This is a genomic window from Dyella psychrodurans (assembly GCF_003363265.1).
In the GTDB taxonomy this organism is placed as follows: Bacteria; Pseudomonadota; Gammaproteobacteria; order Xanthomonadales; family Rhodanobacteraceae; genus Dyella_B; species Dyella_B psychrodurans.
In genome coordinates, this window is the sequence record NZ_QRBF01000001.1 from 1,189,634 (window position 1) to 1,202,986 (window position 13,353).

The following is a 13,353-nucleotide window of genomic DNA, read 5'->3' on the forward strand; positions in this document are numbered from 1 at the left end:
GGTGGGACCTTTGATGGAATAGGCGATCAAGTCGACGCGCGCGCCTAAGGCACGCTGCGCCGACCGATACCCATCTAAGAGTCCGTGGCATGGCAACCGGGTACCGCCCATTCCGTGAATTTTTTCTTACAGTCAGCGATGGGCCGTGCGGCCGACTTCCGACGCGGCGACGATGCGCACGCGATCGCGGTCGCGCACGACGCTTACCCCGGGGAATGTTGCCAGATACGCGACAAACGATTCGGGATTGTCGGCGTGGAAAACGCCGCTGATCCGCAGTCCGGCAAGTTGCGGATCTTCGATGACGAGCGGAGTCGTCGTATACGCGTTGAAGCGGCGTGCGACCTGGCCGATGGTTTCATGCTGGAAACGAATGTCCGTCGGCATCCACTCGGTTGCCTTGGCGATGGTCGCCGCGCGTATGGATCCGGTAGTCCCCGCCGCACTCAGCCGGAGCTCCTGTCCGGCTACGAGATCGGCCACGGCGTCGCTACTGGTCTGCGAGTCGCCCACGTAGGCCCTGATTTTGCCGATCCATACATCCGATGCCTTCCAGACACGAACACGGCCGCTGATGACGGTCAGCGTATCGCCATCTGCACCGCGCTGGACGTCGAAAACCGTGCCGATATCCTGCAGGACGTGGCCACCGACGCCAACGAACATCGGCCGCTTCGGATCCTTGCCCACGTCGAACAATGCGTTGCCACGCACCACGTCGATCCTGCGGGCAAGCGCATCGAAATGCACGTCGATCACGCTGTTCTGCGCGAGGTGGACAAGACTCCCGTCCGGGAGATTCACTTCCCTGACGTCTCCCTGCCCGGTGGCATAACGCTGTTGAACCGCGCCTTCGGCCGGATTCCAAAGACGCCAGGCGCCAAACAACCCCAATACGATCAACGCAGCCGCCGCGGCAAACCGCCAGACGGTGTATCTGCGCGAACCTGCCGCCTGCTTGTTGTCGGGTGCTTGCGGCATGACACGCGGAAAGGCGACGACCGGCGTCTCGCGCCGGACCTGCTCCGCCAGCTCCATCATGCTCATCGTATCGATCGCCGCGGCCGCCTTCATGTCGCCGTGCATCTGCGCGATGGCAAGGTATTCGGCGACGTGCGCGGGCGAGGCGCGCAACCACGTCAGGAATGCGGCCTGCTGTCGCTGGCTAGGATTGTCTTGTTGCTCGAGATACCACGCGGCGGCCTGCTCGGTGATCCTGCGCGCGCGGCGCCTGGTTTCGAAGTTTCCGGGCTTATTCATAGTCGGCCATCCTTTGCCGGCATGCTGCCAGTCCTTTCACGATGTATTTCTTCACCATGTTGGGCGAAATGGCCAGCTTCTCGGCGATTTCGCGATACGACAATTCGTCCCGGTAGTGCATCACCAGCACCGCCCTGCATTTGGGCGAGAGCTTCTTGATCAAGGTGCCCAGTCGCTGACGGCGCAATTCGCGATCCACGCCCGCGGCGGCCTCGCATGGCGTGCTCCATTGCTCCAGCACTTCTTCCAGGCCGTCGCTGCCGAGCGGCAATTGTTGCCGCATGACCGCATGTTCCTTGACCAGGTTGGCGGCAACAGTAAACAGATAGGCTTCCGGATTGCGGATGTTCGCCGCATCGGATGGCTCGATTCGAAGCAGGCGGAGATAAACCTCCTGCACGAGATCCTGCGCGTCCCACCGGTGCGAGACGCGCCGGAGGAAGTAATTGCTCAGCGTCGCGCTTTTTTCCGCAAACAACGCAGACCAGCCTTTGTGCCTATCGTGCATGGCGCCCTCCTCGACCGCCTTCGTCGCCGGAGGACACGGCAATACGATGATCCGGCATCGTATGACCGGCTTGTTACGCATTTATGAAACGCCATTTGTGAAGCGTCAGGGATGTGAGAAGCGTCCATTTCCGTCATCGCGCTTCGGTCGCGCATCCTGCCGCGACGGCAACACCCTGAAATCTGTCTTGCGTCCAATGGAAGAGATCTGTTTCCAATCGCGATCCGGCGGCCACCAGCGACAAGTGATCTTTGTTGGCATAGGTCACGTATGCAATCGATTGTCCGCGCTCGCAAGCGCTTCGCACGAAAGCGTTCTGGATCGATGGTGCCACCAGTTGGTCGGCAAGGCCTTGTGCGATGAGCAAGGGCGCCTGAATCTTTCCGTTCGGGATATTTTCGCGCAGGCGCGCTCCAAGCGGTCCCGATGCGGGGTCCGCCTTGAAGATCGAACCGCTGATAAGCCAGGCATCGGCAACAGCAGGCAGGGCGCTCTTGCCATCGAGACACCTGCGCGACATATCGCGGGCCGGAAACAACGCACCGACGCGCACCATCCCCGGCCACGAGACATCCGGGTATGTCGCGCTATATCCATCCACGATATAAGACGAGAAAATCCTGCCGACCAGCATGCCTTGCGTGTAATCCTCGAGCGCGGGGAGATCGGTGGCCGGCGCCAGCGCGGCGACACCTTCTATCCGAAGCTCCGGTGCATAGCCGCTCGCGATCATGCCGGTCCACAAGGCCGCATGCCCGCCTTGCGAATATCCCCACACGACGACGTTGTCGGACAACTTCAACGCATTCATCTGGCGCGCAGCCCGAACGGCATCCAACGTGGCATGCGCTTCGTCGGCACCGACTAGATAAGCATGCGCGCCGGACGTACCCAGCCCCGCATAATCGGTCGCGACAACCACCCAGTGCGCTTGCATCGCCAACGCGAGCGCCGGCGTACCGTCGAGCGGCTGTTGTGAAAGCGAAGGTGCGCACGCCGGGACGACACCGGTGGTTCCGTGCGCCCAGGCAATCACCGGGCTGGGTTCGGCAGCGTCGACGGAAGACGCCACGACAATGGCGCTGGCCAACGCGGGCGATCCATTCCCTTGTGTTGTCGTGTAGAGGATTCGCCAGCTCTTCGCGCCCGCGGGGATACCTCGCGCGAACGGCTCGGCGCGCAAAAGCGTTCCGGGCGTTGCCGGAACCTTCGCGGACCATGTGTAAAACGCATCCGGCGGTGTCGGCAAGGTCACGTACCAAACCACGATCAAAGCGACGACGAACAAGCAAGCGAGCCCAACAAGCGTGCGTAGCAACCACTTGAACAACCTGCCGGAAGAGATCATCGGCCGCCCCTGCGCTGTCCAGTTTTGTAGCTTTCAGCATGGCACAACGAGAAGACGGCACTTTTAAAAAGTGCCGTGCCGGCGAACTGGGGGAGATCCTCGCCGGCACGGTGAACGCCCACAACCTGTTGCTGCGACCGTTCGGCGAGTCTGCTCAGCCGACCGGCTCATGACCTGCATATACATCAACCGATCGCACCCGTTCACACGGTCGTAACGCGATTGCTTCATCTGCCGCGCATGGAACGAGCGCCACACGCGGCCTGTTCGGCTGGGAAGCAGCCTTCATGCCCGGCTGCCGGGGAAGGGGTACGATTCACAGGGCCATCGTGAATACCCGCACCCTGTGGGACGGTTCAAAACCCGATTGAACCAAACGGGCCCCGGCGGGTATCCACGTGCATGCAGGGGTACCGTTCCTGGGAGCCGCCATGCGCGACAGGCATGTTGACGACGAAAGACAAGGCAACGCCGTCTCGACCGACGACGAAGTGCTTCTGTTGAGTCGCGTCGCCGCGGAGGAAATCGACGCCTTCGAAACGCTCTACCGTCTCTATAGTCCGCGCCTGCAACGCTTTGTGCGCGGCATCACCAAGCAACCGATGCTGGTCGAGGAAATTCTCGACGACACCATGATGGTGGTATGGCGCAAGGCGTACACCTTCAACCACACCGCGAAAGTCTCCACGTGGATTCTGGCGATCGCCTATCGCCAATCGCTGAAGGCACTCAGGCGGCACGGCGAGCCCGTGGACGAGGACGTGCGCGACCATGCGGATGTCTCTGCCGTCGGCCCCGACGACGCATTGGAGCAGCAGGAGTTGCGCAAGCATCTGGATGCCGCGCTCGGCACGCTGTCGCCCGAACAGCGCGCGGTGATGGAGCTCACTTATTACTTCGGATATGCCTGCCGCGAAATCGCGCAGATCATGGGCTGTCCGGTCGATACGGTCAAAACGCGCATGTTTTATGCGCGACGCAAGCTCAAGACCTGGCTTGCGTCGCGCAGGGAGGCCATATGAATGGTCGGGTGATCAAGTTCGAAGGGCCCGTGCACGCGGAGGCCGATCGCCTTCTGCCTTGGCTGATCAACGGCACGCTCGACGACGACGAACGTCGACAAGTCGAACAGCACGTGGCGGAATGCGCGCAATGCCAGCGCGAAGTCGCCTGGCTGCGCACACTACAGTCGCAGTATCGCGACGATGATGCCGATGCGGACCATGTACCGCACGCCATGAAGCGGCTGCGCCATCGCATGGGAAAGGTCGGCATCAAGAGGGCGACACCGGCCTCTCTCTCCTCGGCGTGGCGGCGACGCGGACGCCGGCTCGCCTGGCTCGCCGCCGCGCAAGCCGCGATCATCTTCGCCATGGGCGTGGTGCTGCTTCAGGATCGTCACGCCGCGTATCACACGCTGAGTGCCCCGGCGAGCAAGGGCTCGCTGCTGGTGGTCGTGTTCGATCCGCGCATCAGCGAAGCGCAAATGCGTCGATTGGTGCGCGCCGGCGATGGCCGCATTGTTGGCGGCCCCACGGAGACGGGCGCGTATCTCCTCAGCGTGCCTGACGAACAAGCCGCCTCCAGCCGAAAGATGCTGCACGATTCCCCGTCCGTGACCATGGTGGAAAATCTCCAGGCGGGTGGAAGCCCATGATGCGATGGCGAACCATCGGCCTCATGCTTGCCGTCCTTGGCTTGGGAGGTTGCGCGTCGACAGGCGGGATGACATCGCGTCCCGCGCAGCTTCCCGATGCGACGCGTTCGCAAGTGCTCGTCATGCTGCGTGTTGCGCCACCCCATCTGCACGCGACCAACGACTACGTCGGCGACTATGCGTCGACGCCCGACGAAACCGCACGCAAACACATTGCGCAGAAGCTCGCGCATCAATACGGGTTGCAGTTGATCGGCGGCTGGCCAATGCCTGCACTGGGCCTGGATTGCTTCGTGATGCAAGCGGGCCCTGGCCTGTCGACGCAACAGATTACCCGGACGCTATCGCAAGATGCGCGCGTCGAATCGGCCGAGCCGATGCAACTTTTCCATGTGCTCGGCAAGGGCGATCCGCTCTATCCGTTGCAACCCACCGCCACACAATGGCATCTGGCCGAGCTTCACACGATCACCACGGGCAAGAACGTGACCGTGGCCGAACTCGATAGCGGCGTGGATGTCTCGAACCCGGATCTGGCCGGACAGGTTGCGCAGACGCAGAATTTTGTCGACGACAGCGCCTATCGCGCCGAGATGCATGGCACGGAAGTCGCGGGCATCATCGTCGCGCGCGAAGGCAACGGCGTGGGCATTGCGGGCGTCGCGCCGCACGCGCAGCTCCTGGCATTGCGTGCCTGCTGGCAGGCATCGAGCGATGATGCGGCCGCGAGCTGCAGCAGTTTTACGCTGGCCAAGGCGCTGCAATACGCGCTGCGAAGCGATGCCACGGTCTTCAATCTCAGCCTGGCGGGCCCTCGCGATCGACTGCTGGAACGTCTGTTGGATGCCGCGTTGGCGCGGCATATCACCGTTGTCGGCGCCGTGGACGGCGCCGCGACGGATGGCGGGTTCCCGGCCTCCTATCCGGGCGTGATCGCCGTGGCCGACGAACATACCGAACCCGTGACCATCGAAGGCGCGTTACGGGCGCCGGGTGTCGATGTCCCGACCACCCAGCCGGGCGCGCACTGGAACTTCGTGACCGGCTCGTCGTTCTCGGCGGCCGAGGTCAGCGGACTGGTGGCATTGGTGCGGGAGCTGTCCCCCGACATCACGCCCACGCAGCTGCATGACGCCTTGAACGCAAAAACTGCGCTAGGCTTGGCTTCAATGCGGCCAGCGATGATCGATGCATGTGCGGCCGTGGCGCGGGTAAGCGAAAGTTGCACGTGCGACTGCGCTACGGCGAATGCCTCACTGACGGTGCCGCGCCGATGAGAACGTCCCGTGTTACGAGCCATCGTGGCAGTCGCTCTCACCTTGTTCGTGATGCAGGCCCGCGCGCAGTTCGCGGGCAGCATCACGCTGAGTTCCGATTACCGTTTTCGCGGAGTGTCTCTCAGCGACGACCGGCCATCTGCGCAATTGGCGTTCGACTACGACCTGCCCTCCACCGGATGGTATGCGGGAGGCATGATGGCTAGCGTGCGACTCGACGACCCCAGGCAGGCTGCGCAGTGGCTGGTCTATGCCGGCTACGCCAGTCGCCTGACAGCGAACCTGAGCTGGGACGCGGGCGAACGATACACACGCTTCACCGGACCGGAATCGTATGCGTATGCCGAGACCTACGTCGGGCTGACCTACCAGCAGCTGGTGGGCCGCGTTTACTACGCACCCGACTATTTCAACTTCGGTTATCCCGCGTGGTATGCCGAACTCAACGACAGCCACACCCTCGTCGGCAGATGGTACGTGTTCGGACATGTGGGTTATCTGCGGCGCGACGGCGACGTGGCGGACTATCACGCCAGCCGTTATCGCTCGGACTTGCGCGCAGGCATCGGTCTTGCGCTAACCCCGTGCGATGTACAGCTGAGCTGGTCCACCGTTCGTGGCGCGAGTTACGAAGTGTTCGGCTATCCGGCGAGCCAGGGCGTGACTCGCAATGCGTGGATTCTGAGTTTTTCCTATGCATGGTGACGATATCGACACATGCGTTCGTTGCAGGCATCGATGGCGACGAAAGTTTTGAACGAGACGCCTCGCTGACCCGGTAAAGAGGACGTCTGCAAACAGGCAAGAACAGGAAGCTGCGTTCGCGGCAGGGAGTCGTTCGCCCTTGAAAAAGCTTCCTGCACATGCGCGTCGCGAAGCGATACGTTTCGCCTATCGCCGGCGGCGCGCACGGAATTGCTTCCTCACCCCCAATGGAGGAGTTACCCATGGCACGCGCTCTGTTCCAAAAACCGATAGTTCGACAACTCATCACAGCCATGGTCGTGGCTGGCGTGGCTGCCGGCGTGTTCTACGCACGCGCGGCCGCCGCGCAGGACAACGGCCCCATACTCATCGCCGATCAGTTCAACAATCGCGTCGTGGAAGTGGATCGCGCCACGCATCGGGTGATCTGGCACTTTGGCAATGGCTCGGACATACCCGGTCCGCATAGCGTGGTCGGCACCAACGACGCGGAACGCTTCGGGCCTCTTACCTTGATCTCGGGTACCGGCACGCCACCGGGATTGCCGGGTTGCTCCGATACGGTCAACGGCTGTCCTGACAACCGCGTCTTCATCGTCGATCCCAACGGCAACATCATCTGGCAGTACGGCCAGGCGGGTGTCTCAGGCTCAGGTCCGAACCAGCTGAACACACCGGTGCAAGCGCTGTTTCTGATCAGCTTCCCCGGCCATCTCGGCGCACACGTGCTGATTACCGATCAGGTCAACGAGCGCATCATTCTCGTCAACTTGAACCATCAGATCGAATGGCAATACGGCCAGACAGGCGTGGCCGGCAGCGGTCCGGATCAGCTCAATAATCCGAACAGTGCGGAGGTATTGGAAAACGGTCATATCCTCATCGCCGATGAAAACAACAATCGCGTGATCGAGATCAAACCGAATGGACAGCTCGTCAAGCAATTCACCGCGCAGGGCACCGTCAACGGCGCGGCCTTCGCCAGTCGCCTCCCTGACGGCGACACGCTGATCAGCGATTCGAACAACAACCGCATCGTGGAGGTCAACGGCAGCGACCAGGTAGTTTGGCAGTACTACACAAACACCCAGGCAGGCAGCAACCCCACGCCTTTGCCGACGCGCGCGGTGCGATTGGCGAACGGACATACGCTGATCAGCGATCAATTCAACGATCGCGTGATCGAAATCAACAAGGCTGGAAAGATCGTATTCCAGCAAGGTGCGCTCAACTCGCCCGGCGACGGGTTCAACGAACTCAACGGTCCGTACGACGCCAAGCAGATCGGCGACTTTACGGGCCTCACGCCGCCCTTTGATTTCTAGCGCGCGGAAGGTCGCGCACTGCCGCAAGCAAAGCCCCGCCAACCCGGCGGGGCTTTTCTGCTACCTTGGCAAACCAGTTCATCCGATCCATCAGGGGAAGCCCATGCACGTGCGTCATATCTCGGCCGCGCTGGCCGTCGCGATCAGCCTGTTGACCCTGCCGGCTGCTGCCGACACGCCGAAGGCGACACCCACCGCGAAAGAATTGATCGCCAAGTCCAAGCCGCAGGAATGGCGCACGCCGGATCCGGAAAACCTGCTCTACATGCAATTGCCGCAGGGCCGCGTGGTGATCGAGCTTGCCCCTGATTTCACACCGCTGCACGCCGCCAATATCCGCACGCTGGTGCGCGAGCACTATTTCGACGGGCTGGCGATCATCCGCGTGCAGGACAACTTCGTGACGCAGTGGGGCGATCCCAACGACGACGACAACGGTGACAAAAGCAAGATCAAGTCGCTGGGTACGGCAAAGAGCAAACTGCCGCCGGAATACACGCGCACGGTCGATTCCAAACTGCCCTGGACTCCCCTGCCCGACGGCGACGTTTATGCGCCGCAGGCAGGCTTCACGGAAGGCTTTCCCGCAGCGCGCGATCCCGCCACGGGACGCGAATGGCTGACCCATTGCTACGGCATGGTCGGCGTGGCGCGCGATATCGCACCTGATAGCGGCAGCGGCAATTCGCTGTATGCGGTGATCGGCCAGGCGCCCCGTGGACTCGACCGCAACCTCGCCATCGCCGGTCGCGTGATCGAGGGCATGCAGTACCTCTCGGCCTTTCCGCGCGGCACCGGGCCGCTGGGCTTCTACACGCAGGCGGCGCAGCGCACGCCGATCGTTTCGGTTCGCGTCGCGGCCGATCTGCCGCCGTCGGAGCGGGAAAAACTGCAGGTGCTGCGCACCGACAGCGCGACGTTCGCCGCCATCGTCGAAGCCAAGCGCAATCGCCGCGATGCGTTCTACACGCTGCCGGCCGGCAAGATCGATGTATGCAACATCGACATTCCCGTGCGCACCGAACCCGCCGCAAGCGCCCAGCATTGAGCGACATCCACAACCAGGGATGAACCGCGTTGCGCTCATGAATCCGGCCTGAGCGCAAACACGCATTACACGATATTTTTGCCTGCGCCGTAGTTACGTGTCGGTGTGCCGGCTGTATGGTCGGCGTCGTAACGGAGGCACAGAAGCATGAAGCGCATTTACAAATTGCTGGCCTGGATCGCGGGTCTGCTGCTGGTGCTGCTGGTCGCACTGATTCTGGTCGTCGCGCTGTTCGACTGGAATCGGCTGAAGCCGGTTATCGACGACAACGTCAGCGCTGCGATCGGCCATCCGTTCGTCATTCAGGGCGACCTGACCGTGGCCTGGCAGCGCGAACCCGCACAGCAAGGACTGAGCGCGTGGGTGCCGTGGCCCACGTTCACCGCGCGCAGTATCCAGATCGCCAATCCATCCTGGACGAAGCAGCCGCAGTTTGCGCAGCTCGACGCCTTGCAGTTTCGTTTCTCGCCGCTCGGCCTGCTGGTTCATCACATCGATGTGCCGTCGGTGCAATTGGTGGGCCCGCAGATCGATCTCGAACGCGACACGCACGGTCAGGCCAACTGGCTGTTTACGCTACCGCAAACCACGACACCTTCAGCCTGGCAATTGAATCTGGGTGCCATCGGCTTCGACCAGGGTCACGTTGCACTGGACGATGCCCAGAACCGGCTGAAGCTTCAGGTGACGATTACACCGTTGCAGCAAGCCATTCCTTACGACCAGATCGTGGCGCAAGCGACGGATGAAGCGCGTGCCGATGTCGGCCATGGCGTCGGAAAGACGGCCGAATCCAACAAGACGCAGCCGGACATGTCGGCCGGCGCCGCCCGCACGAATTACCAATTCGCGTGGACGGCCGACGGCAGTTATCAGGGCACGCCAGTTACCGGCACGGGCAAGTCCGGCGCCATGCTCGCTCTGCAACAGACGGATCAGCCCTTCCCCGTGCAAGCGCGCATGCACATCGGCGACAGCAAGATCGCCCTGGTCGGCACATTGACCGATCCCGTGCATCTAGGGGCGCTCGACCTGCGCGTGTGGTTCGCCGGCACCAGCATGGCCAAGCTGTATCCCATCACGGGCATCACCCTGCCCGATACGCCGCCCTACGGCACGGAAGGCCACCTTGTGGCCGAGTTGCATCCGCACGGCAGTCGTTTCGACTATCGCGATTTCCGCGGTCGCGTCGGTCAGAGCGATCTGGGCGGCCATGTCCAGCTCGTCACCGGCGGGGACCGTCCGAAGCTAAGCGGCGATATCCACTCGCAGCAGCTGCGCTTCGTCGATCTCGCCCCGCTGATCGGTGCGGACAGCAAGGCCGAAAAGCAGCAGCGTGGCGACACCACGCAGCAACCCGCCGACAAGGTTCTGCCGGTAGAAACATTCCGCACCGATCGCCTGCGCACGATGGATGCAGACGTGACCTTCAGCGCCGCACGGATCGAACACCCCACTTCGACGCCCATCGACTCGCTCAGCGCCCGCGTATGGCTCGACAACAGTGTGCTGCAGATCGATCCGCTGCATATGGGCGTCGCGGGCGGCACGATCGATGGCATGTTGCGCGTCGACGGTGGTGCACAACCCATGCGCGGCGCGCTGCAATTGAACGCGCGGCACCTTCAGCTGAAACAGCTATTCCCGACCTTCGGCCCGATGAGCAGCAGCTTCGGCGAGATCAACGGAGACGTTGCCTTGAACGCGCACGGCAATTCCGTGGCGGCGTTGATGGGCGATGCGAACGGCGACGTGAAGCTGCTGATGAACGACGGCGCGATCAGCAAGACGCTGCTGGAGACGGCCGGCTTGAACGTTGCCAACGTGGTCGTCGAGAAAATGTTCGGCGACAAGACCGTGAAAATCAATTGCGCGGCGGCAGACCTTGGCGGCAGCGACGGTCTTTTCAACAGCAAGCTGTTCGTCTTCGACACGGACGACGCGACCGTCAATGTGGACGGCACGGTCAATTTCGCGAACGAACACATGGATCTGAACATCACCCCGCATACCAAGGGCTTCCGGGTCTTTTCGCTGCGCTCGCCGCTCTACGTCAAAGGCACCTTCAAGAATCCGGACGTGGGCGTGCATGCGGGGCCGCTGCTGCTGCGCGGCGGCGGCGCGGTCGCGCTCGGTGTCCTGGCACCGCCGGCGGCACTGCTGGCCCTGGTCGCACCCAGCCACAGCGACCACGCCAACACCTGCCAGCAGGTGCTTTCGTCGCTGCGCGATGTACCGCCGCCCCGTTCCATAAAGCGGTAAGGCCTCCCTGCTGCAACGGTAGCCGCGAAGTGACGAATCGACGCGGTCGATTGGCCATCCGAATGTATCCAAAGGGGAGGCGCGAGCCGGATAGAATGGCGAACCCTTCCCATCCACCCCGGTCATCATGCAGTCCGTCAACAAGGCCCGCCTGCAAATCCACTTTTGCGTGCTGCTGTGGGGCTTCACCGCCATCCTCGGCAAACTGATCACCCTGCCCGCCCTGGCACTGGTGTGGTGGCGCATGCTGCTGGTATCGGGTGCATTGCTGCTGATACCCGGCGTGTGGCGCGGCCTGCGCGCAATGACGATGAAGTTGCGTCTGGCCTATGCAGGCATCGGCGTACTGGTGTCGCTGCACTGGCTGACGTTCTACGCCTCGATCAAGCTCGCCAATGCTTCCGTCGGCGCGACCTGCATTGCGCTGGGGCCGGCTTTCCTTGCGTTTATCGAGCCATGGGTGGCACGCCGCCGCTTCGATCCGCGTGAGTTGCTGGTCGCCATGGCCGTGGTGCCGGGCGTGGCGATGGTGGCCGGTGGCGTACCGCCCGGCATGCGTCTTGGCATTGCCGTGGGCGTTCTCTCCGCTTTGTTTGTCGCGCTGTTTGGCTCATTCAACAAACGATTGGTGGAGCATGGCGACCCTCTCACCGTGACGTGCATTGAACTCGGCACAGGTGCGGCGTTCCTTACGCTGCTTGCTCCGCTGCTGCCTCACACGGGACCTGCGTTCGTTTTGCCCAGTACGCACGATGCCGTGTTGCTGCTGACCCTGGCCTTCGGCTGCACGCTGCTGCCCTTTTCGCTGGCACTGGTCGCGCTGCGCCATATCAGCGCGTTCGCGACGCAGATGATCACCAACCTGGAACCTGTCTACGCGATCGTCCTGGCGATCCTGTTGCTTGGCGAACAGCGCCAGCTCGATATCTGGTTCTACGTCGGTGTCGTGGTGATTCTGGCCGCGGTGTTTGCGCATCCGCTGCTGCATCGGGTTGATCGCAAGGCGTCGCAGCCTGAGTTGCTTGGCACCGCCGAAAGCCACAACGTGGTGGATTGATGCTTCAGCGGGACGCGAGGCGATCGCGCATGAAGTCGATGAAGCCGCGAACTTTCGCGGGCGGTTGCGGATCCGGATACACCGCGTAGATGCCGCCTTCAGGCACGCGATACTGCGCCAGCAGTACTTGCAGACGGCCTGCCTGGATGTCTTCCTGCACAAGGTAATCGGGCAAGACCGATATGCCCGCGCCATGAAGTACCAACGCGCGGACCGCCGCGGCATTGTTGGCCTGCATGGCTTGACGCATCCGCACGACGCGACGGGTGCCGCTGCCGCGCGTGAATGTCCAGCGCAGCGGTGCGTTCAAGGCGGACATGGCGATCCACGGATGCGCGGCGAGATCCTCGGGCCGTCGCGGCACGCCATGTTCGGCCAGATAAGCAGGCGTCGCCATCACCAGTTGGCGAAAGCCGCCCAGGCGCGCGGCACGCAAACTCGAATCGCGCAGCCAGCCGATGCGGATCGCCAGATCGAAACGCTCCGCGATCAGGTCGCTGATCTGGTCGTTGATCACCAGATCCATGCTCAGCTGCGGATGCAGCTTGCGGAAATCCGCCAGGGCGGGCGCGACGACGGCCATGCCGTAATCGGTCGACGTCGTCAGACGCAAGGTGCCGGTGGGTGTGTTGCGCCGGTCGCCGATTCGTTCGATGGCGGCTTGCGCCTGTTCGAGCAGTTGCACGCAATCGGCATGGAAAGCCGCTCCTGCTTCGGTCAGCGCCATGCGTCGCGTGCTGCGCACGATCAGCGTGGCGCCCAGCTCCTGTTCCAATCGAAGCAGGTGCTGACTGACCATCGCCTTGGTCATGCCCAGTTGGACGGCCGCCGCCGTAAACGATCCGGCGCGCACCAGCGCCACGAAGACGGCCAGGCGATTGAAGTTGACATCGCGCTTCATGCCCG

At 62.6% G+C, this 13,353-nt stretch carries 12 protein-coding genes; 8 read left to right on the top strand and 4 right to left on the bottom strand.

Annotation, left to right across the window (positions count from 1 at the left end):
• Positions 1 to 132 precede the first annotated feature (132 nt).
• The 3 genes from DWU99_RS05685 to DWU99_RS05695 all read right to left on the bottom strand — a co-directional run bounded on the left by DWU99_RS05685 (position 133) and on the right by DWU99_RS05695 (position 3,056).
• Positions 133 to 1,260: a FecR family protein gene (locus DWU99_RS05685; RefSeq protein ID WP_115476988.1), complete on the bottom strand. Its 1,128-nt coding sequence runs from the start codon at positions 1,258 to 1,260 to the stop codon at positions 133 to 135.
• A complete protein-coding gene (locus DWU99_RS05690; protein WP_115476989.1) occupies positions 1,253 to 1,768 on the bottom strand; it encodes an RNA polymerase sigma factor in 516 nt (171 codons plus the stop codon). Before DWU99_RS05690 ends, DWU99_RS05685 begins: the two co-directional genes overlap by 8 nt.
• Positions 1,769 to 1,901: 133 nt before the next feature.
• The gene (locus DWU99_RS05695) at positions 1,902 to 3,056 is read right to left on the bottom strand and encodes a lipase family protein (RefSeq protein ID WP_158543239.1); all 1,155 of its coding nucleotides are present in this window, start codon (positions 3,054 to 3,056) and stop codon (positions 1,902 to 1,904) included.
• A 491-nt stretch (positions 3,057 to 3,547) separates the two neighbouring features.
• Here DWU99_RS05695 and DWU99_RS05700 point away from each other — a divergent pair, with 491 nt between their 5' ends.
• The 8 genes from DWU99_RS05700 (at position 3,548) to DWU99_RS05735 (ending at position 12,447) form a co-directional block, all read left to right on the top strand.
• Positions 3,548 to 4,138, top strand: coding sequence for an RNA polymerase sigma factor (locus tag DWU99_RS05700; RefSeq protein ID WP_115476991.1), 591 nt, complete (start codon positions 3,548 to 3,550; stop codon positions 4,136 to 4,138).
• Positions 4,135 to 4,773, top strand: coding sequence for a zf-HC2 domain-containing protein (locus tag DWU99_RS05705; protein WP_115476992.1), 639 nt, complete (start codon positions 4,135 to 4,137; stop codon positions 4,771 to 4,773). The genes DWU99_RS05700 and DWU99_RS05705 overlap by 4 nt, the downstream gene beginning before the upstream one ends.
• 68 nt (positions 4,774 to 4,841) lie before the next feature.
• Entirely contained in the window at positions 4,842 to 6,050 is a 1,209-nt protein-coding gene (locus DWU99_RS05710; RefSeq protein WP_158543240.1) for a S8 family peptidase, read from the top strand.
• A gap of 24 nt (positions 6,051 to 6,074) precedes the next feature.
• Positions 6,075 to 6,755, top strand: coding sequence for a TorF family putative porin (locus DWU99_RS05715; protein ID WP_147292894.1), 681 nt, complete (start codon positions 6,075 to 6,077; stop codon positions 6,753 to 6,755).
• Between the two features lie 242 nt (positions 6,756 to 6,997).
• On the top strand, positions 6,998 to 8,080 hold the full coding sequence (locus tag DWU99_RS05720; protein ID WP_115476995.1) for an NHL repeat-containing protein: 1,083 nt from the start codon (positions 6,998 to 7,000) through the stop codon (positions 8,078 to 8,080).
• A gap of 103 nt (positions 8,081 to 8,183) precedes the next feature.
• Positions 8,184 to 9,128 (top strand): peptidylprolyl isomerase, encoded by a 945-nt coding sequence (locus DWU99_RS05725; RefSeq protein ID WP_115476996.1) that lies wholly within the window; start codon positions 8,184 to 8,186, stop codon positions 9,126 to 9,128.
• 147 nt (positions 9,129 to 9,275) lie between these two features.
• Complete coding sequence (locus DWU99_RS05730) at positions 9,276 to 11,390, top strand: AsmA family protein (protein WP_115476997.1); 2,115 nt, start codon at positions 9,276 to 9,278, stop codon at positions 11,388 to 11,390.
• A gap of 127 nt (positions 11,391 to 11,517) precedes the next feature.
• The gene (locus tag DWU99_RS05735; protein WP_115476998.1) at positions 11,518 to 12,447 is read left to right on the top strand and encodes a DMT family transporter; all 930 of its coding nucleotides are present in this window, start codon (positions 11,518 to 11,520) and stop codon (positions 12,445 to 12,447) included.
• A 4-nt stretch (positions 12,448 to 12,451) separates the two neighbouring features.
• On the opposite strand, the gene DWU99_RS05740 is transcribed toward DWU99_RS05735, so the two are convergent.
• Positions 12,452 to 13,348: a LysR family transcriptional regulator gene (locus tag DWU99_RS05740; protein WP_115476999.1), complete on the bottom strand. Its 897-nt coding sequence runs from the start codon at positions 13,346 to 13,348 to the stop codon at positions 12,452 to 12,454.
• Positions 13,349 to 13,353 lie beyond the last annotated feature (5 nt).

Excerpts from the sequence above, each read along its gene's own strand:
- DWU99_RS05735 (WP_115476998.1), top strand. The coding sequence starts at position 11,518 with ATGCAGTCCGTCAACAAGGCCCGCCTGCAAATCCACTTTTGCGTGCTG.
- DWU99_RS05725 (WP_115476996.1), top strand. The coding sequence starts at position 8,184 with ATGCACGTGCGTCATATCTCGGCCGCGCTGGCCGTCGCGATCAGCCTG.
- DWU99_RS05710 (WP_158543240.1), top strand. The coding sequence starts at position 4,842 with ATGACATCGCGTCCCGCGCAGCTTCCCGATGCGACGCGTTCGCAAGTG.
- DWU99_RS05685 (WP_115476988.1), bottom strand. The coding sequence starts at position 1,260 with ATGAATAAGCCCGGAAACTTCGAAACCAGGCGCCGCGCGCGCAGGATC.
- DWU99_RS05720 (WP_115476995.1), top strand. The coding sequence starts at position 6,998 with ATGGCACGCGCTCTGTTCCAAAAACCGATAGTTCGACAACTCATCACA.
- DWU99_RS05705 (WP_115476992.1), top strand. The coding sequence starts at position 4,135 with ATGAATGGTCGGGTGATCAAGTTCGAAGGGCCCGTGCACGCGGAGGCC.
- DWU99_RS05740 (WP_115476999.1), bottom strand. The coding sequence starts at position 13,348 with ATGAAGCGCGATGTCAACTTCAATCGCCTGGCCGTCTTCGTGGCGCTG.
- DWU99_RS05700 (WP_115476991.1), top strand. The coding sequence starts at position 3,548 with ATGCGCGACAGGCATGTTGACGACGAAAGACAAGGCAACGCCGTCTCG.
- DWU99_RS05730 (WP_115476997.1), top strand. The coding sequence starts at position 9,276 with ATGAAGCGCATTTACAAATTGCTGGCCTGGATCGCGGGTCTGCTGCTG.
- DWU99_RS05690 (WP_115476989.1), bottom strand. The coding sequence starts at position 1,768 with ATGCACGATAGGCACAAAGGCTGGTCTGCGTTGTTTGCGGAAAAAAGC.